At 58.0% G+C, this 24,532-nt stretch carries 27 protein-coding genes; 16 read left to right on the top strand and 11 right to left on the bottom strand.

Annotated features, from left to right (window positions below):
* Positions 1-15 precede the first annotated feature (15 nt).
* Positions 16-570, bottom strand: a complete 555-nt coding sequence (locus GUC32_RS09230; RefSeq protein ID WP_004927830.1) for a cytochrome b — start codon at positions 568-570, stop codon at positions 16-18.
* Positions 571-1,012: 442 nt separating this feature from the next.
* Here GUC32_RS09230 and GUC32_RS09235 point away from each other — a divergent pair, with 442 nt between their 5' ends.
* Positions 1,013-2,071 carry an AI-2E family transporter gene (locus GUC32_RS09235; protein ID WP_151428778.1) on the top strand — a complete coding sequence of 353 codons (1,059 nt, stop codon included), beginning with the start codon at positions 1,013-1,015 and terminating at the stop codon, positions 2,069-2,071.
* On the opposite strand, the gene GUC32_RS09240 is transcribed toward GUC32_RS09235, so the two are convergent.
* The 8 genes from GUC32_RS09240 to pyrC form a co-directional block, all read right to left on the bottom strand.
* Positions 2,019-3,023 carry a zinc-dependent alcohol dehydrogenase family protein gene (locus GUC32_RS09240; protein WP_193402868.1) on the bottom strand — a complete coding sequence of 335 codons (1,005 nt, stop codon included), beginning with the start codon at positions 3,021-3,023 and terminating at the stop codon, positions 2,019-2,021. The two genes, GUC32_RS09235 and GUC32_RS09240, sit on opposite strands and share 53 nt — an antisense overlap.
* A gap of 3 nt (positions 3,024-3,026) precedes the next feature.
* Positions 3,027-3,143 carry a DUF2770 family protein gene (locus GUC32_RS09245; RefSeq protein ID WP_004927822.1) on the bottom strand — a complete coding sequence of 39 codons (117 nt, stop codon included), beginning with the start codon at positions 3,141-3,143 and terminating at the stop codon, positions 3,027-3,029.
* A gap of 122 nt (positions 3,144-3,265) precedes the next feature.
* Positions 3,266-3,892 (bottom strand): LuxR C-terminal-related transcriptional regulator, encoded by a 627-nt coding sequence (locus GUC32_RS09250; RefSeq protein ID WP_025302402.1) that lies wholly within the window; start codon positions 3,890-3,892, stop codon positions 3,266-3,268.
* Positions 3,893-4,108: 216 nt separating this feature from the next.
* A complete protein-coding gene (gene solA / locus GUC32_RS09255; RefSeq protein ID WP_049295373.1) occupies positions 4,109-5,224 on the bottom strand; it encodes an N-methyl-L-tryptophan oxidase in 1,116 nt (371 codons plus the stop codon).
* A 140-nt stretch (positions 5,225-5,364) separates the two neighbouring features.
* Complete coding sequence (gene bssS / locus GUC32_RS09260; RefSeq protein ID WP_004927812.1) at positions 5,365-5,619, bottom strand: biofilm formation regulator BssS; 255 nt, start codon at positions 5,617-5,619, stop codon at positions 5,365-5,367.
* 201 nt (positions 5,620-5,820) lie between these two features.
* Positions 5,821-6,099 carry a hypothetical protein gene (locus GUC32_RS09265; protein WP_004927809.1) on the bottom strand — a complete coding sequence of 93 codons (279 nt, stop codon included), beginning with the start codon at positions 6,097-6,099 and terminating at the stop codon, positions 5,821-5,823.
* A 130-nt stretch (positions 6,100-6,229) separates the two neighbouring features.
* A complete protein-coding gene (dinI, locus tag GUC32_RS09270; RefSeq protein WP_043141722.1) occupies positions 6,230-6,469 on the bottom strand; it encodes a DNA damage-inducible protein I in 240 nt (79 codons plus the stop codon).
* Positions 6,470-6,544: 75 nt separating this feature from the next.
* The gene (pyrC, locus tag GUC32_RS09275; protein ID WP_043141719.1) at positions 6,545-7,591 is read right to left on the bottom strand and encodes a dihydroorotase; all 1,047 of its coding nucleotides are present in this window, start codon (positions 7,589-7,591) and stop codon (positions 6,545-6,547) included.
* Between the two features lie 213 nt (positions 7,592-7,804).
* On the opposite strand from pyrC, the gene GUC32_RS09280 reads away from it, so the two are divergent.
* On the top strand, positions 7,805-8,092 hold the full coding sequence (locus GUC32_RS09280; RefSeq protein WP_025302406.1) for a putative quinol monooxygenase: 288 nt from the start codon (positions 7,805-7,807) through the stop codon (positions 8,090-8,092).
* A 60-nt stretch (positions 8,093-8,152) separates the two neighbouring features.
* Here GUC32_RS09280 and rne read toward each other — a convergent pair whose 3' ends face one another.
* Positions 8,153-11,533: a ribonuclease E gene (gene rne / locus GUC32_RS09285; protein ID WP_369435691.1), complete on the bottom strand. Its 3,381-nt coding sequence runs from the start codon at positions 11,531-11,533 to the stop codon at positions 8,153-8,155.
* A 552-nt stretch (positions 11,534-12,085) separates the two neighbouring features.
* On the opposite strand from rne, the gene rluC reads away from it, so the two are divergent.
* Positions 12,086-13,045, top strand: a complete 960-nt coding sequence (gene rluC, locus GUC32_RS09290) for a 23S rRNA pseudouridine(955/2504/2580) synthase RluC (protein ID WP_025302408.1) — start codon at positions 12,086-12,088, stop codon at positions 13,043-13,045.
* Positions 13,046-13,051: 6 nt separating this feature from the next.
* Here rluC and GUC32_RS09295 read toward each other — a convergent pair whose 3' ends face one another.
* A complete protein-coding gene (locus GUC32_RS09295) occupies positions 13,052-13,633 on the bottom strand; it encodes a nucleoside triphosphate pyrophosphatase (protein ID WP_141997760.1) in 582 nt (193 codons plus the stop codon).
* Between the two features lie 141 nt (positions 13,634-13,774).
* Here GUC32_RS09295 and yceD point away from each other — a divergent pair, with 141 nt between their 5' ends.
* The 13 genes from yceD (at position 13,775) to GUC32_RS09360 (ending at position 24,308) form a co-directional block, all read left to right on the top strand.
* Positions 13,775-14,296, top strand: a complete 522-nt coding sequence (gene yceD, locus GUC32_RS09300; protein ID WP_004927780.1) for a 23S rRNA accumulation protein YceD — start codon at positions 13,775-13,777, stop codon at positions 14,294-14,296.
* Between the two features lie 16 nt (positions 14,297-14,312).
* A complete protein-coding gene (rpmF, locus tag GUC32_RS09305; RefSeq protein WP_004927778.1) occupies positions 14,313-14,480 on the top strand; it encodes a 50S ribosomal protein L32 in 168 nt (55 codons plus the stop codon).
* An 11-nt stretch (positions 14,481-14,491) separates the two neighbouring features.
* The gene (gene plsX / locus GUC32_RS09310) at positions 14,492-15,526 is read left to right on the top strand and encodes a phosphate acyltransferase PlsX (protein WP_025302410.1); all 1,035 of its coding nucleotides are present in this window, start codon (positions 14,492-14,494) and stop codon (positions 15,524-15,526) included.
* Positions 15,527-15,532: 6 nt separating this feature from the next.
* Positions 15,533-16,486, top strand: a complete 954-nt coding sequence (locus GUC32_RS09315; RefSeq protein ID WP_025302411.1) for a beta-ketoacyl-ACP synthase III — start codon at positions 15,533-15,535, stop codon at positions 16,484-16,486.
* Between the two features lie 18 nt (positions 16,487-16,504).
* Positions 16,505-17,434: an ACP S-malonyltransferase gene (gene fabD, locus GUC32_RS09320; protein ID WP_049208450.1), complete on the top strand. Its 930-nt coding sequence runs from the start codon at positions 16,505-16,507 to the stop codon at positions 17,432-17,434.
* Positions 17,435-17,445: 11 nt separating this feature from the next.
* Complete coding sequence (fabG, locus tag GUC32_RS09325) at positions 17,446-18,180, top strand: 3-oxoacyl-ACP reductase FabG (protein ID WP_016928193.1); 735 nt, start codon at positions 17,446-17,448, stop codon at positions 18,178-18,180.
* Between the two features lie 154 nt (positions 18,181-18,334).
* On the top strand, positions 18,335-18,571 hold the full coding sequence (acpP, locus tag GUC32_RS09330; RefSeq protein ID WP_004719003.1) for an acyl carrier protein: 237 nt from the start codon (positions 18,335-18,337) through the stop codon (positions 18,569-18,571).
* Positions 18,572-18,653: 82 nt separating this feature from the next.
* Positions 18,654-19,895, top strand: a complete 1,242-nt coding sequence (gene fabF / locus GUC32_RS09335) for a beta-ketoacyl-ACP synthase II (RefSeq protein WP_060432867.1) — start codon at positions 18,654-18,656, stop codon at positions 19,893-19,895.
* A 145-nt stretch (positions 19,896-20,040) separates the two neighbouring features.
* The gene (gene pabC / locus GUC32_RS09340) at positions 20,041-20,838 is read left to right on the top strand and encodes an aminodeoxychorismate lyase (RefSeq protein WP_025302413.1); all 798 of its coding nucleotides are present in this window, start codon (positions 20,041-20,043) and stop codon (positions 20,836-20,838) included.
* A 13-nt stretch (positions 20,839-20,851) separates the two neighbouring features.
* The gene (mltG, locus tag GUC32_RS09345) at positions 20,852-21,877 is read left to right on the top strand and encodes an endolytic transglycosylase MltG (protein WP_043141697.1); all 1,026 of its coding nucleotides are present in this window, start codon (positions 20,852-20,854) and stop codon (positions 21,875-21,877) included.
* Positions 21,867-22,505 carry a dTMP kinase gene (tmk, locus tag GUC32_RS09350; RefSeq protein WP_025302415.1) on the top strand — a complete coding sequence of 213 codons (639 nt, stop codon included), beginning with the start codon at positions 21,867-21,869 and terminating at the stop codon, positions 22,503-22,505. The genes mltG and tmk overlap by 11 nt, the downstream gene beginning before the upstream one ends.
* Positions 22,505-23,512 (top strand): DNA polymerase III subunit delta', encoded by a 1,008-nt coding sequence (gene holB, locus GUC32_RS09355; RefSeq protein ID WP_025302416.1) that lies wholly within the window; start codon positions 22,505-22,507, stop codon positions 23,510-23,512. Before tmk ends, holB begins: the two co-directional genes overlap by 1 nt.
* A 19-nt stretch (positions 23,513-23,531) precedes the next feature.
* Positions 23,532-24,308, top strand: a complete 777-nt coding sequence (locus GUC32_RS09360; RefSeq protein ID WP_043141693.1) for a metal-dependent hydrolase — start codon at positions 23,532-23,534, stop codon at positions 24,306-24,308.
* The last annotated feature ends 224 nt before the right edge of the window (positions 24,309-24,532 follow it).

A 24,532-nucleotide genomic window follows, 5' to 3' on the forward strand; every position in this document is an offset into this window, starting at 1 on the left:
CCATAAATCCAAAGGTTAATCGGCGCTGCTACCCAGCATCCGTTTCAAAGTGACATCACGATCGATAAAGTGATGTTTAAGCGCGGCCAGCCCGTGCAGTACCGAAAGCACTACCACGGCCCAGGCCAGGTAAAGGTGTATGGCGCCGGCGGTGTCGGCCTGTTCCGCCATGCCGGTGACGGTGGCGGGCACGTCGAACCAGCCGAATACGCTGATCGGTTGGCCGTCGGCGGTCGAGATCAGATAGCCGCTGATCAGAATGCCGAACAGCACGGCATACAGCGCCAGATGCGCGAGAATAGCGCTGACGCGAGTGAGGCGACCATAGCTGGCCAGCGGCTTGGGTGGCGGCGAGACAAAGCGCCAGATCACGCGGATCACCATCACGATGAACAGCAGCGTGCCAATGCTTTTGTGGATCTCCGGCGCCTGATGGTACCAGACGTCGTAATAGCCCAGCGTAACCATCCACAGACCGAGTGCGAACATGCCGTACACCGTCAGCGCCACCAGCCAGTGGATTAACACTGACACATGGCCGAAACGATCGGCGGTATTTTTCCAGAGCATCCTGTTTCCTTCGATTACCGATTGGCTGGCTGCAATAATTAAACTTTAGGAAACATAAAATCAATAATAAATTTAACTATGTTACTTCTTAGAAATATTAGTCAGTGAATTTGTTTGAGATGTTCGGGCTTCATCAGATAAATCGTTGAAGATGATATTATTTCCCTCATGGGGCGGTTGTGCTAGTTGTTGAAAATTAGGCTTATTATCTATTAATGTCAGCTTTTGTCATTTTACGTAAATCGTCCATGAGTTGCTCGGTGGAATTATTTGTTGGCAAACGTTATGCCTATTTCTTGCGGCAAAGAGCAGGGCGGAAAGATTAATTTTTTCGAACGGTTAGGCGAAATCCTCTGCGGCGTGACGGTGGACTTTGCTACCATTAGCGCCAAGAGTCGGCTCTTGGTGGCCGGTTAACCCAGTGAAATAACAAGGAAACGTCATGGGCCGAACCCGTGTGACCGACAGTAGCCTGCGTCTGGCCGTCCTGCTGGCGATGTTGGTGATCATTTTGGCCGGGGTGAAAGCCGCCGCCGACATCGTGGTGCCGTTTTTGCTGGCGGTGTTCCTCGCCATGGTGCTGAACCCGCTGGTGGCGATGCTGGAACGCCGACGAGTGCCGCGTATCGTCGGGGTGACGCTGCTGGTGACGGCGGTGATCGTGGTCGTGATGCTGTTTATCGGCATGCTGGGTGCTTCGCTGAACGAGTTCGCCCGCTCGCTGCCCCAGTACCGCGGCATGATGATCGAGAAGCTGCGCGAGCTGCAGCATTACGCCGATCGCTTCAATATCAGTCTCTCCAGCGAAGCGATGCTGCAGTATGTCGATCCCAGCGCGGCGATGAATCTGGTCACCCGCATGCTGGGGCACCTGTCTGGCGCCATGACCAACGTCTTCCTGCTGCTGATGACCGTGGTGTTTATGCTGTTCGAAGTGCAGCTGCTGCCGTATAAGCTGCAGCAGGCGCTGGATAAGCCGAACGAGGGGCTCGCCGCGGTGCGGCGGGCGCTGGACGGCGTGACACGTTATCTGGTGATTAAAACCATCATCAGCCTGGCCACCGGGGTGATCGTCTGGATCTTCCTGGCGGCGGTCGGCGTGCGTTTTGCCTTTATCTGGGGGCTGTTGGCGTTTCTGCTTAACTACATTCCCAACATTGGCTCGGTATTGGCCGCCATTCCGCCGCTGATTCAGGCGCTGTTGTTCAACGGATTGGGTGATGCGCTGGTGGTGGCGGGTGGCTTTATCGCTGTCAACATGGTGATCGGCAATATCCTCGAGCCGCGCGTGATGGGGCGCGGGCTGGGGCTGTCGACGCTGGTGGTGTTCCTGTCGCTGATCTTCTGGGGCTGGCTGCTCGGCCCGGTAGGCATGCTGCTGTCGGTGCCGCTGACGATCGTGGCGCGCATCGCGCTGGAGACTACCGAAGGCGGCTATCGGCTGGCGGTTATCCTGGGGGACGGTCGCCCGCCGCGCCAGCCTCCAGCGGCGCCGAAGTGAGGAATATTTTGCCATTCACGCCGGGCTGGGCGGCGTGGTGCAGCGCCGCTGCGTACTGACGCAAAGGATAAATCGCGGCGGGTGGGCGCAGCGCCAGCTGGCCGCGTCGCAACAGCTGGAATAACTGATAAAACGCCGTCTGCCATTGCGCCGGTGCCGCCTGTGCGTTCCATTTGCGCAAGTGGAACAGCGAAGCCCGCAGCTTTAACTCGTCCACCACGCGCCGCCAGTCTACCTGGCGGCCGCTAAGCAGGCCCAGCGCCACAAAATCGCCGCCGGTGCGGACCGCCCGCGCCAACTGCAATCCGTCTTCGCCGCCGATGCAGTCGATGGCCGCACGGGCGCCAAAATTCGTCATTTCCACCAGCTGCGACGCTTCGATAACGCGCCAGGCGCCGGCGGCCAGTAACGCCTGGCGATGAGCGGTGTTGCGCACCACGACCGCCAGACGAATGCCGCGCAGCGCCGTCATCTGCGCCAACAGCAGGCTAACGGCGGAACCGCCGCCGTTGAGCAGCAGTAAGTCGCCGGCGTTGAGCGGCAGCCATTGCGTCAACAGCACCCAGCAGGTGAGCGGGTTGATATAGATTTGCGCTGCGCAGGCGTCGTCGATGTCGTCCGGCACCCAGATCACCCGATCTTCAGGCAGCGTGACGAACGTTTGCCAACTGCCGTTACCCGCTACCGCCAGCGCGCGGCGGCCCGTTGAATGCCCATTCTGCGGGTTGACGACGACGCCCACGCCTTCATATCCCGGCACCTGAGGAAGGGCGATGCGGTGCGCGTATTGGCCGTGGATCGGGATCAGATCGGAAGGGTTGATCGGGGCATAGCGCATCTGCAATAACCGCTGTCCGGGGCGCAGCAGCGGTCTGCTCATCTGCTGCAATTCCAGCACCTGGGCAGGATCGCCGAAGCGGTTGAAGCTCAATCGGGGAAATAACGGCGGCATGGATTACATGACGAAGAAGAAATAGACATCCAACGCCAGCAGCACTAGCCACAGACACAGGTACAGCACCAGGTGCTCACGCACGTTGTTGACGATAGCCGCCAGTATTCGGTTTAACATTTCAGCTGCCTGAAGAAAGGGACCTTTGATTATAGTCCTTTTCTCGGCGTCTTTTACAGCGCGCCGCGCGTGAGTGCGGGAAGAGAGGCGATAAAAAAGCCTGCGTTATCGCAGGCTTGAGGTTACACGGCCAGCAGCGCCAGCGGCGTCGAATTTGTTGGCGTGCTCGGCGGGTAGAAATAGCGCAGCACGTTATACAGCGAGTAGAACTCCAGCCGGTTGCGCGCGTTGATCTTCTCCGTGATGTGACGCTTGTGCACGTACACCGTATGCGAGCTGATTTGCAGCTTTTTCGCGATGCGGTAGTTGGGCATCTCCGCCATCCAATATTTCATCACCGTCAGTTCCTGCGGACTGAACAAGGAACGCTCTTCGCCGTCATCGGCCAGCGCCAGCGGATTTTCGCGCAGCGTGCGTAAAGTGAGTGGCAGAATGCTTTTATTGAACAGAAAGGCGTTATCGGCGATGCGCATTGGCGTTTCGCTGTAAGGGTAAGGCGTATCGAGATAGATAAACAGCAAGGCAGACTGGCTGGCTTCCATAAACGCCAGCAGCTGCGCGTCTGCTTCGTTATAACGGCACTGGTTGCTGAGGTTCACCAGAATGTGGCTCGGCTGAAAGCTGGCCAACAGCGGCGTAGCGTATTCAATGCTGTGGCAGCACTTGATCGTCGTAATCCCACTATCAGCAAAGTAGCTGGCTATACCGACCCGGGTGAAGCAGCATTCGTCCACGACAAGTAGTTTCATGGTGACGTCCTTGTTGAAAGCCGATGGAGCATATCTTCTGTAAAATAGGACTTACACTGCAAGTGTTCAATTCGGAAATTCAAATGCTGAATATAAGAAATTTCCGTTATCAGGATTTTTACTTGGTATTTAAAAGAGTTAGCAGGTTAATAAATTGTAACCGCTAAATTTTGCTGTCCAGGGCACGACGGCAACCTGGACAGAGAAATCCTTCGCTTAGCTAAATCGTTTCAGACCAAAGCTGGAGACGTCGACCGGCGGCGCTTTGTCCTGCGCGAACAGCGCGGCAATCTCACCCAACGCGCTGGCGAACTTGAAGCCGTGGCCGCTCAATCCGCTGATGACCATCAGGCGATCGCAATCCGGCAGCGTATCGATAATAAAGTCTTCGTCGGGGCTCATATCATAACTGCAGGCTTCGCCGTGTAAACATACGCCTACACCCGGTAAAAATTGCCGCAGGAAGGAGAAAACTTCCGTGCCGTCGCTGGCGTAGCTGCCGAAGGGTTTGCGCTGCTCGGGGGCATCCATCGGCTGGCCGCCGTCGTGCTTGCCTACTTTCAGGCCGTCGTTATCCGCCGGGAAACCGTAATAGTGCGTGCCGTCTTGCGCTTCGACGGTAAAGGCCGGGAAACGATTGTTCACGCTGTAGCGGCCATCTGCCTGATGCCAGGAGAAGACTTTGCGTAGTGGCGCGACGGGTAACTGCGGCAACAGCGCTTTGACCCAGGTACCGGCGGTGATCACCGCTTTTCGCGCCGTGAAACGCCCTTCGCCGGTGATGACCTCAACGCCGCCCTCGATAGGCTCCACCGCGCTGACCGGGCAGTTGAACAACTGGCTGCAGCCGGCTTCTTTTGCCAGCTTGATCAGAGTGGCTATCGCCAGCTCAGCATGCAGGAAGCCGGCGTCGGGCTCGAACACGCCGACATAACCTTGCGGGGCCCGGAATTCCGGCCAGCGTTGAGCGATCTGTTCGGCGCTAAGGGTTTGCGCGTTCAGGCGGAATGTTTGCGCGCTCTGCTGAGCATTGCGAATGAAGTCGGAGTGCTGTGGCCCCAGGTTGAGCACGCCGCACGACTGGAACAGTTCCTCGCCGGATTGTTGAATCAGCGCATTCCACAGCGCCTGGGCACGTAGCACCAGCGGCACGTACTTTTCGCCTTCGCCGTAAGCGTGACGGATAATGCGGGTATCGCCGTGATGGCTGCCGTTGCGGTGCGGGGGAATGGCGCTGTCGATCATCAGCACTTTCAAGCCGGCCCGCGTGGCGTAATAGCCTGCCGCTGCGCCGACGGAACCGCTGCCCACCACAATCAAATCATATTCCACGTACCCACCCTCTCTGATAGCGATTTCTTATCGCCCCATGATAAAAGGTTGGCGGGCGCAATGCACTGATTGAACGATGAAAGGCAAAGAAAAAGGCGCCGGGAAAGGTCGCGGCGCCTTAGGGGGTAGGAGACGATAAATCAATGTTTTCTGCGATCAAGATCCTGGTAATCCGTAGCTTCAATCTTGGCGATGCCGGCTTCTAAGATATTGATTAATTGACGGGCGACATCTGTAGTCAGCCAAAGCGTTCGGTCTACTTGGGCTTCTTCGGGCGTTTGGTCTAGTGAAGACAGGTAATGAAGGCGTATCATCATGGCGTCGTAAACGTCGACAGTACTGATATCCCAACCGACAAGCGGGTGCGTCTGAATTACTTCATCATTTCTGTCCATAAAGACCCCTTATTGAGTAGTAACTACCGTGAGTGACTAACGAGGATCAATGCGGCTCATCATCATGAGAGCAATTACAGTATACGCATCCGCTTTCATCGGTGGAGGGGGTTGTCACCGAAATTTGCAAAATAAATATTTATTTGAACAATTATTCTACAAATTTGCAGGTGCAGCAGTGGACGAGTCAAGCGCAGCGCGTTATTCCGCGTCGGCAGGTGGCGATGCACCATGCAGACATTTTTCCAGCTCTTCGGCCAAATGGGCGAAATGCTTTTGCGTTTCGGCATCACGATTCTGGCTGTGCGATTCCAGCTTCAGGCTGTGGATCAGCCGTTGGTTGGCTTTGTCATCCAGGCTGAAGGCCAGATAAGAGAAAGCTACTTCCAGTACGTTCAAGCGCCTTTTCTGATCGGCAATCAGCGCCAGCAGTTCGCCAAACGTCATTGCGTCTTCGGATTTCACCTTGTCCGGGGCCATGCTTACTCCTTTGCGTTAAATACAGCGCTGAGGCAGATTTTGTTTCAGAGTAAGGGTAAGCGATGAATGGGCAGGGCGCCAGAAACAAAAAAGCCGGAGAGCGACCCCCGGCAAAAACAGCATTGCAGTGTTATTCTGCGCTAAACCATTCGTCCGCGCTTTCCCAGGTTTCCTGAAGGATTTCCTCGATCAGATCCCGATCGGTTTTGGCGCCCCCCAGCACGGAGAGCCCGTTGGCGCCGGCATAACGTACATGAACGACGGCGTCTGGAAACTGGCGATTGACCCGTTTGCCCAGTTCACCGGTCAGCGCCTCAATGGCGCCCGACGGCAGCGGCCGGGTTTTATCTAGAGTGACTTCAACACGCATAATTGCCCCCGAAGCGATTTACTGTTTATTTATACAGTTAACCGAGTGCGAGGGCAAGAGGGCGATGCAAAAATATCAGTCTTTCAGCGACCAGTTCAGGGTTTCACCCGCCAGGAAGGGGATCACGGATTCATTGCCGAGGGTAATCTCTTCCGGTTGGGTGGTTGGCACGCGCTGCAGTTCGATGAAGTCTTCGTTGAGCGGCAGGCCATAGAAGCGTGGGCCGTTGAGCGAGCAGAAAGCCTCGAAGTGCTCCAGTGCGCCGAGCTGTTCGAAGACCGCTGCGTAAGCCGGGATCGCATTCGGCGCATTGAAGCAGCCGGCGCAGCCGCAGCTGGACTCTTTGCGATGCTTGAGGTGCGGCGCGGAGTCGGTGCCGAGGAAGAAACGGTCCGAGCCGCTGGCAACCGCCTGACGCAGCGCTTCCTGATGGACGTTGCGCTTGAGGATCGGTAGGCAGAACAGGTGTGGGCGAATGCCGCCGACCAGCATGTGGTTGCGGTTAAACATCAGGTGTTGTGGCGTGATGGTGGCGCCGAGGAAACGGTTGCCTGCCTGCACGTACTGTGCCGCTTCTTTGGTGGTGATGTGCTCGAAGACGATTTTCAGTTCCGGGAAGTGACGGCGGATAGGCTCCATCACCTGTTCGATAAAGCGCGCCTCGCGGTCGAAGATATCCACGGCAGGATCGGTCACTTCGCCGTGGATAAGCAAAGGCATGCCGATTTTTTGCATTTGCTCGAACAGTGGGTAAATGCCGGTCACGTCGCTGACGCCGTGGCTGGAGTTGGTGGTGGCGTTGGCCGGATACAGCTTGGCGGCGGTAAACACCCCTTGCTCGAAACCGCTGACCAGTTCACTGGCCGCCAGAGAGTTGGTCAGGTAACAGGTCATCAGCGGAGTGAAGTTGTGACCCTGCGGCACCGCCGCCAGAATCCGATCGCGGTAGGCGCGTGCGGCGGCCACGGTCGTCACGGGCGGAACCAGGTTCGGCATCACGATCGCCCGGCCAAATACCTGGCTGGTATAGGGCACCACCGTTTTCAGCATCTCATCGTCACGCAGGTGGATATGCCAGTCGTCTGGGCGGCGGATTTTCAGAACTTGAGGTTGTGCGGTCATCTAGCTAGGCTCCGGCGGTCAAATACGTCTAATGAAAAGCGAATAATGGGTTTATTCACGCCGGGGTGTAAGGATAAGCGGAAAGTGCCGCAGATGCATCTGTTTGTTGGCGACAAGTTGAAATCAACGGCGCAGCAGGCGCATAGTGACAAGGATTTCAACGATGCCGACGCCAATACCGTCGACTTTCATCAAGTGGAAAGGGAGAAAACAATGGAAGTACGCGTTATCGCCACCCTGCAAGCGAAAGCGGGATTTGAGGCCGCAGTCAGTGAAGCGGTGCACGACATTCTCGAGCCGAGCCGCCAGGAGCTGGGCAACCTGCAATATGATTTGCATCGCGATCTGGAAAAGCCGGGCACCTTCGTGTTCTTTGAGCGTTGGGCCAGCAGCGAAGCGCTGGATAAGCATAATGAGACGGCGCATTTTCAGCAGTTCGTCAGTCGACTTGACGGCAAGTTGGATGTTCTGGACATCAAGAAACTGAAAAAGATCGCCTGAGCTTTTTACAGGCAAGAAAAAACCCGCCGATGGCGGGTTTTTTTAGGGTTGCAGATTAACTTATTCGTTAACCGGCTGCGGCTTTGTGGCAGGCGCGGTGGCCTGGCTCACTGCCGAGTGACCACCGGCTGAACCTTTGCCTTCAAAGTTGAAGGAAGGGCGCTGCCAGTTGCTGTGCTTGCGTTCTTCCGGCACGTAGGCTGGCGCAGGCGCTTTAGTCATCGGCGCAGTGGCGATGTGTTTGTACAGCGCGTTCTGCACGGCTTTCACCGGCGCCGGCTGCTGCGCAACTGCAGGTGCAGGTTCTGCGGCGATTGGCGCTGGGGCTTTTTCGACCGGAGCAACTTCCACGGAGGCTGCCGCAGGTGCGGCTTCTACCACTGGCGTTTCTTCCGCTGGCGTGGCTTCTACCACCGGTGCAACTTCGACCACAGGCTCGTCTTCCGTTGGCGCAGGTTCAACCACTGGCTCTACAGCTACGGTTTCAGCTACCGGCTCGGCTTCCACTGCAGGGGCAGTCTCTTCCACTTTCGGCTGTTCAACTGCAACAGTTGCCGGGGCGGTTTCCACCGGCGCCGGGATTTCCTCGGCCGGAGTGGCTACAACCGGTGCTACGACTGCAGCTTCTTCCGTTACGGTAACGCTAGCAGTCTCAACGGCGGCTTCGGGTGCCGGTTCGTTGACGCTGGCCGTGGTCTGAGTGTCTTCCACGGTAACGCTGTGCTGTTCAACCGCTGCGGCGACAACCGGCGCCTGCTCTACGGCTTCGGTTTGCACTTCGGCTTCTTCAACCTGAGCGACCGGGTAGCTTACCCATACTTTGCCTGATGCCATTTCCGGCGAAGCGAACGCGCCCGCCAACGGCATTGGGGATTGCAGCGGGTAACGCTCATCGCGGTAACGACGGCGACGCTGGCCGCTGACGCGCAGGTGACGCGGTGAACGACGGGAACGACGCGGCATGCCTTCGCCGTTGCCGCGGCTTTCGCCCTGGGCATCGTCTTCCGGCTGTGCGGCAACGGTTTCCGGCAACAGCTTGACGCTGTCGTCGGCGGTCGGCTGCGCGTCTTCGGCTTTCGCTACCGGCGCTTTCGGCGCCAACAGCTCTTCCGCTGCACGCTGCAGCTCTTCTTCCGCAGACAGGATACGCACTTTCTGCGACAGAGGGCGGCGCTGACGGCGCTGCATGTTCTGCTGCTGGCGCTCTTCCTGCTCTTCGTCGGTACTCTCGACTGCGTCAACGCTTTCCAGCGCTTTCACTTCCTGCTGAGCCTGACGTTTCTCTTCCTGACGACGACGCTGGCGTTCAGCACGCTGCTCACGGCGTTGCTGCTGATCTTCGCGCGGCGCTTTAGCACCTTCTTCCGAAGCGGTTTCCTCCGCTACCGGCGCGTTCTGCTGCTGGTTGCGGCGGTTACGGCGCTGTTCATCGCGGGATTCACGCGATTCACGGCCTTCACGGTTCTCACGCGGTTCACGGTTATCGCGCTCGCGATTGTCACGGCCTTCACCGCGCTCTTTACGCTCGCTGCGTTCCGGGCGATCGCCACGGTCGCTACGCTCACCGCGCTCTTTACGGCCGGTGCCTTGACGGCGCTGACCGCGACGATCCTGACGACGGTTCTCACCGTTGCCTTCCGCCTTCGGCGTTTCGGCCGGTTTGGCTTCTTCGACGGCAGGTTGTTCTTCACCGGCGAACAAGTTCTTCAGACCACCGAACAGGCGGCCCAGGAAGCCCGGTTTAGCGGCGGCCGGCGCTGCGGCTTTAGCCTTGGCGGCTGCAGCGACAGGTTTGGCAACGGCGACGGGTTCTTCAGCCGGCGGCGGCACATCGGCGGACAGGGAGAAGGAAGCCAGGGCCGGTTGCTCCGGACGCTTGCGTTCCATCGGCGCATCTTCCAGCGGACGCTCCATGTCTTCTTCGTGCAGTTTCGGCAGCAGGTAGCTGAGGGTAGAGGTTTCCTCGCCCTTGCGCACGCGCAGCACCGAGTAGTGCGGGGTTTGCATTTCATCGTTCGGCACGATGACGGCTTTCACGCCACCCTGACGTTTTTCGATCGCGCTGACGGATTCGCGCTTTTCGTTCAGCAGGTACGAAGCGACCTGAACCGGCACGATAGCGTGAACTTCTTTGGTGTTTTCCTTCAGCGCTTCTTCTTCGATCAGGCGCAGGATGGACAGCGCCAGCGATTCGTTGTCTCGGATGGTACCGGTGCCGTTACAGCGTGGGCACACGTGGTGGCTGGACTCACCCAGCGACGGGCTGAGGCGCTGGCGTGACATTTCCAGCAGGCCGAAGCGGGAGATGCGGCCGATTTGGATGCGCGCGCGGTCTTGACGCACGGCGTCGCGCAAGCGGTTTTCCACTTCGCGCTGGTGGCGTACCGGCGTCATGTCGATGAAGTCGATGACGATCAGGCCGCCGAGGTCGCGCAGGCGCAGCTGGCGAGCGATCTCGTCCGCCGCTTCCAGGTTGGTGTTGAACGCCGTCTCTTCGATGTCGCCGCCGCGGGTTGCGCGTGCGGAGTTGATGTCGATGGCGGTCAGCGCTTCGGTGCTGTCGATGACGATCGAGCCGCCGGACGGCAGGCGCACTTCGCGCTGGAAGGCGGATTCGATCTGCGATTCGATCTGATAGTGGCTGAACAGAGGAATTTCACCGCTGTACAGTTTGATTTTGCTGCTGAAATCCGGGCGGCCCAGCGCAGCGATGTGCTCTTTGGCCAGATCGAGAATTTTCGGGTTGTCGATCAGGATTTCGCCGATGTCCGGGCGCAGATAATCGCGGAAGGCACGCACGATAACGTTGCTTTCCTGGTGGATCAGGAACGGTGCAGGGCGGCCTTCGGCGGCTTTTTTAATCGCTTCCCAGTGCTTCAGACGGAAGGAGAGATCCCACTGCAGCGCGTCGGCGGATTTGCCTACGCCCGCGGTGCGAACGATCAGGCCCATGCCGTCTGGCAGTTGCAGCGAAGAGAGCGCTTCTTTCAGCTCGGTACGATCGTCACCCTCGATGCGGCGAGAAATACCGCCGGCGCGCGGGTTGTTCGGCATCAGCACCAGATAGCTGCCCGCCAGGCTGATGAAGGTGGTCAAGGCGGCGCCTTTGTTGCCACGTTCTTCTTTGTCTACCTGAACGATGACTTCCTGGCCTTCGCGCAGCACATCTTTGATGTTCGGGCGGCCATGGGAAGAGTAATTGCTAGGGAAGTATTCGCGGGCGATTTCTTTAAGAGGGAGAAAACCATGTCGTTCTGCGCCGTAGTCCACGAACGCTGCTTCAAGACTTGGTTCAATGCGGGTGATTTTGCCTTTGTAAATATTCGCTTTTTTCTGCTCATGACCCGGACTTTCGATATCCAAATCATACAGCCGCTGTCCATCTACGAGGGCAACACGCAACTCTTCCTGCTGAGTTGCGTTAATCAACATTCTTTTCATCTTAACTTACTCGTTATTTTTACATTATCGACAAAGCTGCGGGCAAAATAACCTCATGGCCGGAGTTAAACCGAAAGCCCCGTGTCTTCTCGCAAAGCCGTCAACCTCACGGTTGTCGCCTGCATAGGGGCGCATTATCTCGGTAAGCCTGCTTTTCTTTGTGAAAGGCAGCACTTTTACTAGGGGAATAGCCTCTGATTTACGTCGACAGATCTGATTCCATTTGCCGGCCAAGCTGCAACCCGCAGCCCGCTAATTGTTTGATTTCGCATTACGTCTTACGCCATTGCTGCGTTTTTGCGCAATCAGACAAATTTTATAATTCCACCGTTTTCCCTGTTTAACGAGAATCAACGCGGAAAGTGACTGCATTATTCCACTGCTGATGCCGTTATAGCAAGGTGACTTTTCCTTAACTGCGGAAGAAATCGCAAACGTTCAAATCGGCTTGCTGCCTTATTGTCCGCTGGGGTTTCGCCCGCCGTCAGAGAGACAGTTAAGCACAGAAAAAGATGTGGCGCTATTCACGCGCTCTATTTAGAATCCCGCACCATGAAAACGAACAATCCAGCAGTACAATTCATCACGATTTCCGACGACGAAGCCGGTCAGAGAATCGACAACTTTCTGCTCGCTCGCCTGAAAGGCGTGCCGAAGAGCATGATTTATCGCATCGTGCGTAAAGGCGAGGTGCGGGTTAATAAAGGGCGCATCAAGGTCGAATACAAATTGGCGGCCGGCGACGTGGTGCGCGTACCACCGGTGCGCGTAGCCGAGCGCGAAGAGGCGCCGGTGTCGGCGAAGCTGGATAAAGTGGCCGCATTGGCAGACTGCATCCTGTATGAAGACGATCATCTGTTGATCCTTAACAAACCTTCCGGCACCGCGGTGCACGGCGGCAGCGGCCTGAGCTTCGGCGTGATTGAAGGGCTGCGCGCGCTGCGCCCGGAAGCACGCTTCCTGGAGCTGGTGCATCGCCTGGATCGCGACACCTCCGGCGTGTTGTTGGTCGCCAAAAAACGTTCCGCGCTGCGTTCGCTGCATGAGCAACTGCGCCTGAAAGGCATGCAGAAAGATTATCTGGCGCTGGTGCGCGGCCAGTGGCAGTCCCACTGCAAGGCCGTACAGGCGCCGCTGTTGAAAAATATTCTGCAAAGCGGCGAACGTATCGTGCGTGTCAACAGCGAAGGCAAGCCCTCGGAAACCCGCTTCAAGGTGGAAGAGCGTTACGAATTTGCCACCTTGGTGAAGGCCAGCCCGATCACCGGGCGAACTCACCAGATCCGCGTGCACACTCTGCATGCCGGGCACCCGATCGCCTTTGACGATCGCTATGGCGACCGCGAGTTCGATCGCCAACTGGCGGGTACCGGCCTGAAGCGACTGTTCCTGCACGCCGCGGCGCTGCGCTTCGAGCATCCGTCCACCGGCGAAACGATGCGCATCGAAGCGCCGATGGATGAAGAACTGCGTCACTGCCTGCAAGTGCTGCGCCGGCAGGCCGCCAAATAATCCGCGTCAGACCAGCGGGTTGATGCCTTCAGCCCGCAACATCTCCAACAGCGCGATCAACGGCAGGCCGATCAGGGTGTTCGGGTCCCGGCCTTCCAGCCTGTCGAACAGCGCGATCCCCAATCCCTCGCTCTTGAAACTGCCCGCGCAGTTCAGCGGTTGCTCTAGACGCACATAGGCGGCGATCTCCGCCTCGCTCAGCGCGCGAAAATGCACGTGGAAAGGCTCGCACAGGGCCTGCAGCTGCTTGCTGCGGCTGTTGTACAGCGCCAGGCCGGTATAGAAGGTCACGGCCTGGCCGCTGGCCTGGCGCAGCTGCGCCCGGGCGTTCACCTCGGTATGGGGCTTGCCGGTGATGCTGCCATCGATCACGCAGACCTGATCGGAACCGATGATCAGATGCTCGGGGTAGGCGAGGGCCAGCGCCTGAGCCTTCGCTGTCGCCAGGCGCAGCACCAGCGCTTCGGCGCTTTCACCCGGCAGTGGGGTTTCATCCACCTGCGGCGCGGCGCAGTCGAACGGCAGTTGCAGCTTCTCCAGCAGCATTTTTCGATAGGGGGAGGTGGAGGCTAAAAGCAATCTCTGCATAATTTTTTTCGCAAACCGTAGCGTAAATGGGTACGGCATTTTAAACTGTCGGCCGCTGTGGAAGCGAATATTGGTGAAAGGAGCCGTTTTACGGCCTTTTTCTTTGACTCTATGTCGTTACAAAGTTAATATGCGCGCCCTATGCAAAAGGTAAAATTACCCTTGACCATTGATGCGGTACGTACCGCTCAGAAACGCCTGGACTATGCTGGTGTCTATGCGCCTGAGCAGGTTACTCGTGTTGCCGACTCCGTGGTCAGTGTGGACAGTGATGTCGAGGTGTCGTTGTCGTTTAATATCGACAATCAACGCCTCGCGGTGATAACAGGGCATGCGGACGTCACGGTAACGTTGATGTGCCAACGCTGTGGAGTCCCGTTTGAACATCAGGTTCACACAACATATTGTTTTAGCCCGGTCGTCAATGATGAGCAGGCTGAGGCATTACCGGAAGCGTACGAACCGATCGAAGTTGACGAGTTTGGCGAAGTCGATCTGTTGGCAATGATTGAAGACGAAATTATTCTTTCACTGCCTGTCGTTCCGGTACATGAATCTGAACACTGTGAAGTGTCCGAAGCGGACATGGTATTTGGCCAACTGCCTCCCGAGGCGGAGAAACCGAATCCGTTTGCCGTATTAGCCAGTTTAAAGCGTAAGTAATTGAGGAGTAAGGTCCATGGCCGTACAACAGAATAAACCAACCCGTTCCAAGCGTGGCATGCGTCGTTCTCACGATGCTCTGACCACGACTACTCTGTCTGTAGACAAAGTATCCGGTGAAACTCACCGTCGTCACCACATCACTGCCGACGGTTTCTACCGCGGTCGCAAGGTTATCGGCTAAGTAGCGATACCTTGACTCGTCTAACCCTGGCGTTAGATGCAATGGGCGGGGACTTCGGTCCCTGCGTCACAGTGCCTGCTTCGTTGCAGGCACTGGCCTCTAATTTACAGCTTCATCTCCTGCTGGTCGGCAATCCCGACGTCATCTCCCCTTTGCTTGCCCATGCCGATCCGGTTCTTCTGGAGCGTCTGCAAGTCGTGCCCGCCGAGTCTGTGATCGCCGGCGACGCCAAACCTTCACAAGCGATACGCGCCAGCCGCGGCACGTCGATGCGCATTGCGCTCGAACAGCTCAGCAGCGGCAATGCGCAGGGCTGCGTCAGCGCCGGCAATACCGGTGCGCTGATGGGATTGGCGAAGCTGTTGGTCAAGCCGCTGGACGGCATCGAGCGCCCGGCGCTGATGACGGCGATCCCGAATCAGCAACGCAGTAAAACCGTGGTGCTGGATCTGGGCGCCAACGTCGAGTGCGACAGTACCATGCTGGTGCAGTTTGCCGTGATGGGCGCGGTGATGGCGGAAGAGGTGATCGGCATTGCGCAACCGCGGGTGGCGCTGCTGAATATTGGCGAAGAAGAGACCAAAGGCCTGGATAATATCCGCGAAGCGGCCGCTGTGCTAAAAAATACTCCGGCAATCAACTATATTGGTTACCTGGAAGGAAACGAACTGCTCACCGGCAAGACCGACGTGTTGGTCTGCGATGGCTTCGTGGGCAACGTCACCCTGAAAACCATGGAAGGGGTGGTCAGGGTATTCTTATCGCTGCTGAAATCGTCCGGCGACGGAAACAAGCAAGCGTGGTGGCTGAAATTGTTGGGCCGTTGGTTGCAAAAACGGGTGGTTAAGCGGTTCGGCCACCTGAACCCCGACCAGTATAATGGCGCATGTCTGTTAGGATTGCGCAGCACCGTAGTCAAGAGCCACGGCGCTGCGAACCCTCACGCGTTTGCAGTCGCAATCGAACAGGCTGTGCAGGCGGTGCAGCGGCAAGTCCCGGAAAGGATTGCTGCGCGCCTTGAGGCTGTATTACCTAAGAGTGACTGATCGTACATGTATACAAAGATTCTCGGTACGGGGAGTTATTTGCCCGTACAAGTGCGCACCAATGCTGATTTGGAAAAAATGGTGGATACCTCTGACGAATGGATCGTCACGCGTACCGGTATCCGCGAACGTCGCATCGCCGCTGCGGATGAAACCGTCGCGACGATGAGCTTCCAGGCCGCTGAGAAAGCGCTGGAAATGGCAGGTGTGGCTAAAGAAGACATTGGGCTTATCGTCGTGGCGACCACCACCACGACTCACGCATTCCCGAGCGCGGCGTGCCTGGTGCAGCAAATGCTGGGCATCAAAGACTGCGCGGCGTTCGATCTGGCTGCGGCCTGCGCCGGCTTTACTTATGCGCTCAGCGTGGCCGATCAGTACGTGAAAAACGGCGCGGTCAAACATGCGCTGGTTATCGGCGCGGACGTCTTGTCGCGCACGCTGGATCCTGAAGATCGCGGCACCATCATTCTGTTTGGCGATGGTGCGGGTGCGGTGGTGCTGGGGGCGTCTGAAGCGCCGGGCATTCTGTCTACCCATCTGCATGCCGACGGCAGCTACGGCAACCTGCTGACGCTGCCGTACAAGGATCGTCAGAATCAAGACAAGCCGGCCTATGTCACCATGGCGGGCAACGAAGTCTTCAAGGTTGCGGTTACCGAGCTGGCGCGCATCGTCGACGAGACGCTGCAGGCCAACAACATGGACCGCAGCGAGCTGGATTGGCTGGTGCCGCACCAGGCCAACCTGCGCATCATCAGCGCAACGGCGAAAAAACTGGGCATGGGGATGGACAAAGTGGTGGTGACGCTCGATCGTCACGGCAACACGTCTGCCGCCTCGGTGCCTTCCGCACTGGACGAAGCGGTGCGTGACGGGCGAATTCAGCGTGGCCAACTGGTGCTGCTGGAAGCCTTTGGCGGCGGCTTTACCTGGGGCTCGGCGCTGGTTCGTTTCTGATTTGGACAGGAAGAAAAAATGACGCAATTTGCTTTTGTTTTCCCGGGCCAGGGGTCGCAGACCGTTGGCATGCTGGCCGAGTTGGCCGCACAGTTCCCGATCGTCGAAGAAACCTTTGGCGAGGCTTCTTCCGCCCTGGGTTACGACCTGTGGCAGCTGGTGCAGCAAGGCCCGGTGGAAGAACTGAACAAAACCTGGCAGACCCAACCGGCTCTGCTGGCTGCCTCGGTGGCGATTTTCCGCGTTTGGCAGCAGCAGGGCGGTAAAGCGCCTGCGCTGATGGCGGGTCACAGCCTGGGCGAATACTCGGCGCTGGTCTGCGCCGGCGTGCTGGACTTCAAGGCGGCGATCCGTCTGGTCGAGCTGCGCGGCAAGCTGATGCAGGAAGCAGTGCCGGAAGGTACCGGCGCGATGTACGCCATCATCGGTCTGGACAACGACGCGATCGCCAAGGCGTGCGAAGAGTCTGCGCAGGGGCAGGTGGTTTCTCCGGTCAACTTCAACTCGCCGGGCCAGGTGGTCATCGCCGGCAACAAAGAAGCGGTTGAACGCGCAGGCGCCGCCTGTAAAGCTGCCGGCGCCAAACGTGCGCTGCCGCTGCCGGTGAGCGTGCCTTCGCACTGCGCGCTGATGAAGCCGGCCGCCGACAAGCTGGCCGTGGCGCTGCAGGACATCACCTTCAACGCGCCGCAGGTGCCGGTGGTGAACAACGTCGACGTGCGCACCGAAAACGATCCGGAAGCGATCCGCAGCGCGCTGGTGCGTCAGCTGTACAGCCCGGTGCGTTGGACCGAAAGCGTAGAGTTTATCGCAGCACAGGGAGTGACGTCGCTGCTGGAAGTAGGGCCGGGCAAAGTGCTGACCGGTCTGACTAAACGTATTGTTGACACCCTGACGGCTGCGGCGGTGAACGACACCGCCAGCCTGTCGGCGGCGCTTGAACAATAAAGAGGAAAATGATGAGCTTCGAAGGTAAAATCGTTCTGGTCACCGGCGCAAGCCGCGGTATTGGCCGAGCTATTGCAGAAACGTTTGTGGCACGCGGCGCCAAAGTGATCGGTACCGCGACCAGCGAGAGCGGCGCTGAAGCGATCAGCAGCTACCTGGGCGCAAACGGCAAAGGGTTTATGTTGAACGTTGTTGATGCGCAATCTATCGACAGCGTGCTGGCATCGATTCGCGCCGAATTTGGCGAAATCGACATTTTAGTGAATAATGCCGGCATTACGCGTGATAACCTGCTGATGCGTATGAAGGATGACGAGTGGGAGGATATCCTCGACACCAATCTGACTTCCGTATTCCGCCTGTCAAAAGCGGTAATGCGCGCTATGATGAAAAAGCGGTTTGGCCGTATCATCACCATCGGTTCCGTCGTCGGCACCATGGGGAACGCAGGGCAGGCGAACTACGCGGCGGCTAAAGCCGGCCTGATTGGTTTTAGCAAATCTTTGGCACGTGAAGTTGCTTCACGTGGCATTACGGTCAACGTCGTGGCACCTGGCTTTATTGAGACGGACATGACACGGGCGTTGACAGATGATCAACGCGCAGGCATTTTGTCATCAGTTCCAGCCAACCGGCTGGGCGATGCTAAAGAAATCGCCAGCGCTGTTGCATTTTTGGCCTCTGATGAGGCCGGCTACATCACCGGTGAAACGTTACATGTCAATGGCGGCATGTACATGATTTAAAAAATGTGAAAACCATTTGCGTTATTTGAGGCAAAAACCGCAAAATAGCGTAAAATCGTGGTTTGACCAGCCGGGATTTAGTTGCATCTTTTTCAGCATTTTATACACTACGAAAACCATCGCGAAAGCGAGTTTTGATAGGAAATTTAAGAGTATGAGCACTATCGAAGAACGCGTTAAGAAAATCATTGTTGAGCAACTGGGTGTTAAACAGGAAGAAGTTTTGAACAACGCTTCTTTCGTTGAAGATCTGGGCGCTGATTCTCTTGACACCGTTGAGCTGGTAATGGCACTGGAAGAAGAATTCGACACCGAGATTCCAGACGAAGAAGCTGAGAAGATCACTACTGTTCAGGCAGCTATTGATTTCATCAACGCCAGCCAGCAGTAAGAGAACATATCTAGGCGGTCGTTCGACCGCCTAAGTTTTTTCTATCCCTAGTGTCATATTTTTCCCTCCCTGGAGGACAAACGTGTCTAAGCGTCGAGTAGTTGTGACCGGACTGGGCATGTTGTCTCCTGTCGGCAATACGGTAGAGTCCACGTGGAACGCTCTTCTTGCCGGTCAGAGTGGCATCAGCCTGATCGACCATTTCGATACCACTGCCTATGCGACCAAGTTTGCTGGCCTGGTAAAGAATTTTAATTCTGAGGATTTCATCTCCCGCAAAGATGCGCGCAAGATGGATGCCTTTATCCAGTACGGTATCGCTGCCGGCATGCAAGCCATGCAGGATGCAGGTCTGGATATCACCGAGGCTAACGCCAGCCGTATTGGAGCCGCGATCGGTTCCGGCATCGGCGGCCTGGGTTTGATCGAAGAAAACCACAGTTCACTGGTTAACGGTGGCCCACGGAAAATCAGTCCGTTCTTCGTGCCCTCCACCATCGTGAATATGATTGCAGGCCACCTGACAATCATGTACGGCATGCGTGGCCCAAGCATTTCCATCGCCACCGCCTGTACTTCAGGTGTGCACAACATCGGCCATGCAGCGCGTATCATTGCTTACAATGATGCTGACGTGATGCTGGCCGGTGGGGCAGAGAAAGCCAGCACCCCATTGGGCGTCGGCGGCTTTGGCGCAGCGCGCGCCCTGTCCACCCGTAATGACAACCCGCAGGCGGCGAGCCGTCCGTGGGATAAAGACCGCGACGGCTTCGTGCTGGGCGACGGCGCCGGCATGATGGTGCTGGAAGAGTACGAACACGCGAAAAAACGCGGCGCAAAAATCTATGCCGAAGTGGTTGGCTTTGGGATGAGCAGCGATGCTTATCACATGACGTCACCACCGGAAAACGGCGCAGGCGCTGCGCTGGCGATGGAGAATGCCTTGCTTGATGCCGGTGTGACCCCGTCACAAATCGGTTACATCAACGCGCACGGCACCTCTACGCCGGCGGGCGACCAGGCGGAAGCGCAGGCGGTGAAATCCGTCTTCGGCGCTGATGCCCAGCGCGTGCTGGTGAGCTCGACCAAATCGATGACCGGCCACCTGTTGGGTGCGGCGGGCGCGATCGAGTCCATCTTTACCGTGCTGGCGCTGCGCGATCAGGCGGTACCGCCAACCATCAACCTGGATAACCCGGATGAAGGTTGCGATCTGGACTTCGTGCCTCACGAAGCGCGCCAGGTCAGCAATATGGAGTTCACCCTGTGCAACTCCTTCGGCTTCGGCGGCACCAATGGCTCGCTGATCTTCCGCCGAGTGTAACTCGCGCGGTTGTTCGCTGATGAAAAGCCCGGTTTTTTAACCGGGCTTTTTTACGCCTGGCGTCCGGCCGTCAGCAGGGCTGCGTATTGCCTCGTCGCCTGCTATTCTGCGAGCGTAATGAAATCACCCGGCAACAGGAGGAAGCATGTACTGGATTAACGGACAACGCCACGATGCGCTGGCGCCGAGCGATCGTGGCCTGCAGTTCGGCGATGGCTGCTTTACTACCGCCCGGGTTATCGACGGTAAAATCGAGCTGCTGCCCTGGCATCTGGAGCGGCTGCAGCAAGCGGCACAGAGGCTGATGCTGCCCACTACCGATTGGGCCGCTTTCGAGCGCGAGATGGCTCAGGCGGCCGAATCAATTCCGCTCGGCGTGGTCAAAGCGATACTGACGCGCGGCAGCGGCGGGCGGGGCTACAGCCCGACGGGGTGCGAAAATCCAACGCGCATCGTCGCCCGCAGCAGCTACCCTGCGCACTATTTGCAGTGGCGCGAGCAGGGCATCACGCTTGCGCTCAGCCCGGTGGCGCTGGCGCGCAATCCGCTGCTGGCGGGGTTGAAGCATTTGAACCGCCTGGAGCAGGTGCTGATCCGCGCGCATCTTGACCAGACGGCCGCCGACGAGGCACTGGTGCTTGACACTGCCGGTATGCTGGTGGAATGCTGTGCGGCTAATTTGTTCTGGCGTAAGGGAAAAGCGGTGTTTACCCCGGACCTGAGCCAGGCGGGCGTCGCGGGCCTGATGCGGCGGCGGGTGATCGCGCTGCTGGCGGGCTCGGAATACCGTCTGCACTGCGTCAGCGAACCGCTGGAGACGCTGGCCGATGCCGACGAAGTCCTGGTGAGCAACGCGCTGATGCCGCTGCTGCCGGTAAACGTTGCTCAATCATGGCGTTATCATTCGCGCCAGCTGTATGATTTTTTGCGTCCACACTGTTAACCATGGCTGATTGATGAAGAAAAGAAAGCTGAAGGTCCTGTCTGTTATTGTTGTTCTGGTATTGGCGCTGCTGTTTTGGGGCTACCAGAAGATCGAACGCTTTGCCGATACGCCGCTGGCTATCCAGCAAGAAACCATCTTCAAACTGCCTGCCGGCACCGGCCGGGTGGCGCTGGAAGGGTTACTGGTGCGCGATAAACTGGTGCGCAGCGGCCGCTGGTTCCAGTGGCTGCTGAAACTGGAGCCGGAGCTGGCGGAGTTTAAAGCCGGTACCTACCGGTTCACGCCGGGCATGACGGTGCGCCAGATGCTGAAACTGTTGGCCAGCGGCAAAGAGGCGCAGTTCACCGCACGCTTTATCGAAGGCTCACGCCTGCGTGACTGGCAGCAGGTATTGCTGCAGTCCAAATACCTGAAACACACCCTGGCGGGCAAGAGCGAAGTGGAGATCGCTACAGCGCTCGGCATTCCTGCGGGAGAAACCCCGGAAGGGCATTTGTACCCGGATACCTATCAGTATACCGCCGGCATGAGCGATATCGCGCTGCTCAAACGCGCGCACGTGCGCATGAATAAAGCGCTGCAGGCCGCCTGGGCCGGCCGCGACACCAGCCTGCCGTATAAAACGCCGGAAGAGCTGCTGACTATGGCCTCGATCGTCGAGAAAGAGACCGCGGTGCCGGAAGAGCGTAGCAAGGTGGCGTCGGTGTTCGTCAACCGTTTGCGCATCGGCATGCGCCTGCAGACCGATCCGACGGTGATCTACGGCATGGGCGAAAGCTATAATGGCAACATCACGCGCAAGGATCTGGAGACGCCGACGCCTTACAACACCTATGTGATCGCCGGCCTGCCGCCAACGCCGATCGCCATGCCGGGCGAGGCCTCGCTGCAAGCGGCCGCCAATCCGGCCAAAACGCCATATCTCTATTTTGTCGCCGACGGCAAGGGTGGGCATACCTTCACCACCAATCTGGCGAGCCATAACCAGGCGGTGCGTGTGTACCGTCAGGCGTTAAAGGAAAAGAATGAAAAGTAAATTCGTTGTAATCGAAGGGCTGGAAGGCGCGGGCAAAACCACAGCGCGTGACACGGTAGTCAATGTGCTGCGCGAACATGGCATCAACGACATCGTTTTCACCCGCGAACCGGGCGGCACACCGCTGGCGGAGAAGCTGCGCGAACTGTTCAAACGCGGCATCGACGGCGAATTGCCGACCATCAAGGCCGAAGTCTTGATGCTGTACGCTGCGCGCGTGCAGCTGGTGGAAACCGTGATCAAACCCGCCCTCGCGCGTGGTGCCTGGGTGGTGGGCGACCGCCACGATCTCTCTTCACAGGCTTACCAGGGCGGCGGCCGCGGTGTGGACCCACAGCTGATGAGCTCGCTGCGCGACACCGTACTGGGGGATTTCCGCCCGGATTTGACGGTTTATCTCGATCTGCCTCCGCTGGTCGGCTTGCAACGCGCACAGGCGCGCGGCCAGCTGGATCGCATCGAACAGGAGGCGCTGCCGTTCTTCGAACGCACCCGCGCTCGCTATCTTGAGCTGGCGGCGCAGGATGAAACGATCGTTACCGTTGACGCCGCCCAGCCGCTGGAACAGGTGACCGCGGCGATCCGCGACTGCGTCGGCCACTGGCTGCGGCAGCAGGAAGGCGCATAATGAACTGGTACCCGTGGCTGAATGGCCCTTATCGCCAGCTGATTGGGCAGTACGCCGACGGTCGCGGCCACCATGCGCTGCTGCTGCATGCGGCGGCGGGCAATGGTGACGATGCGCTGGCCTACGGCCTGAGCCGTTGGTTGATCTGCCAACAGCGCAACGGCGAAAAAAGCTGCGGCGAGTGCCACAGCTGCCGGCTGATGCTGGCGGGGAATCACCCGGATTATCACGTGCTGGCGCCGGAAAAGGGCAAGAGCAACCTGGGTATCGAACCGATCCGCCAGGTGATTGAAACGCTGTACGCCCACGCGCAGCAGGGCGGCGCCAAGGTGATTTGGCTGCCGCAGGCGGAACAGTTGACCGAGGCGGCGGCCAACGCACTGCTTAAAACGCTGGAAGAGCCGCCGGAGAAAACCTATTTTCTGCTGGGTTGCCGTGAGCCGTCGCGGCTGATGGCGACGCTACGCAGCCGCTGTCTTTATTGGCATTTGGCCAGCCCGGATGAGCAGCTCAGCCTGCAGTGGCTGGGCCGGCAGGCGGCCGGTTCTCAGACAGACCGCCTCACGGCGCTGCGCCTGCACGACGGCGCGCCGCTGGCCGCCGAACAGCTGTTGCAGCCGCAGCAGTGGCAACAGCGCAGCGCCCTGTGCACCGCGTTGAGCGCCGCGCTGCCGCAGCGCGATATGCTGTCGCTGTTGCCGGTGCTGAACCATGAAGATGTCGCCGAGCGCCTGCACTGGTTGTGCGCGCTGCTGGTGGACGCGATGAAGTGGCAGCAGGGCGCGCATCACTATGTATTGAATCAGGATCAGCAACCACTGGTGCATCAGCTGGCCAGCGTGCTGAGCAGCGCTTCGCTGCAGCAGATCGTGCAGCAGTGGCTGACCTGCCGCCATCAGCTGCTCAGCGTGGTGGGTGTCAATCGCGAGCTGCTGCTGACCGAACAGTTACTTCGCTGGGAACAGATGCTTGGCGCCGCCGGCTATTCCCACCCTCATTCGCTGTAAAGTAAAAGAGTTAAAAATTATGTTGTTAGTCGATTCTCATTGCCACCTTGACAGTCTGGATTATCAAACGCTGCATCAGAATGTGGACGATGCGCTGGCCAAAGCCAAAGCGCGCGACGTCGGCTATGTGCTGGCGGTCGCCACCACGTTGCCGGGTTACCGTTCCATGACCGAACTGATCGGCGAGCGCAACGATGTGGCTTTCTCCTGCGGGGTGCATCCGCTCAATCTGGAAGAGGGGTATGATTACGCCGAGCTGCGTCGCCTGGCGGCGGCGGAGCAGGTGGTAGCGCTGGGAGAGACCGGGCTCGATTACTTCTACCAGAAAGACAATCTTGAGCTGCAGCAGGACTCTTTCCGCGAACATATCCGCATTGGCCGGGATCTGAACAAGCCGGTGATCGTCCACACCCGCGAGGCGCGCGCGGACACGCTGGCGATCCTGCGTGAAGAGAACGCACAGGACTGCGGCGGCGTGCTGCACTGCTTCACTGAAGATTTGACCACGGCCGAAGCTTTGCTGGATCTGGGCTTCTACATCTCCTTCTCCGGCATCGTCACCTTCCGCAATGCCGAACAGCTGCGCGAAGTGGCACGCTACGTGCCGCTGGATCGCATCCTGGTGGAAACCGATTCGCCTTATCTGGCGCCGGTGCCGCATCGCGGCAAAGAAAACCAACCCGCCTATGTGCGTGATGTGGCTGAATACATGGCAGTATTGAAGGGCGTCAGCCTGGAACAACTGGCCGAAGCCACCACCGCCAACTTTTCACGCTTATTTCACCTCGATCTGTGATCTTTGACCTAGGCTATAGCGGTAGGTCATTGTCTGCGTAATTTTTTTTAAGCTCGTAATTAATCACTGAAACGGGTAAGGTTCCCTCCCGTTTCAGGGGGATTGGTGCGTGTTTTTTGGCCGGTTTTGCCAAAAAACGGCCGGTTTATGCAAAGTTGCCGCGGCTCGATCATCGAAACGTGATTGTCATCAAACATTGCGCAGGCTATTTATTTTACTCTGCG

The organism is Serratia sp. NGAS9 (genome assembly GCF_009905295.1).
In the GTDB taxonomy this organism is placed as follows: Bacteria; Pseudomonadota; Gammaproteobacteria; order Enterobacterales; family Enterobacteriaceae; genus Serratia; species Serratia bockelmannii.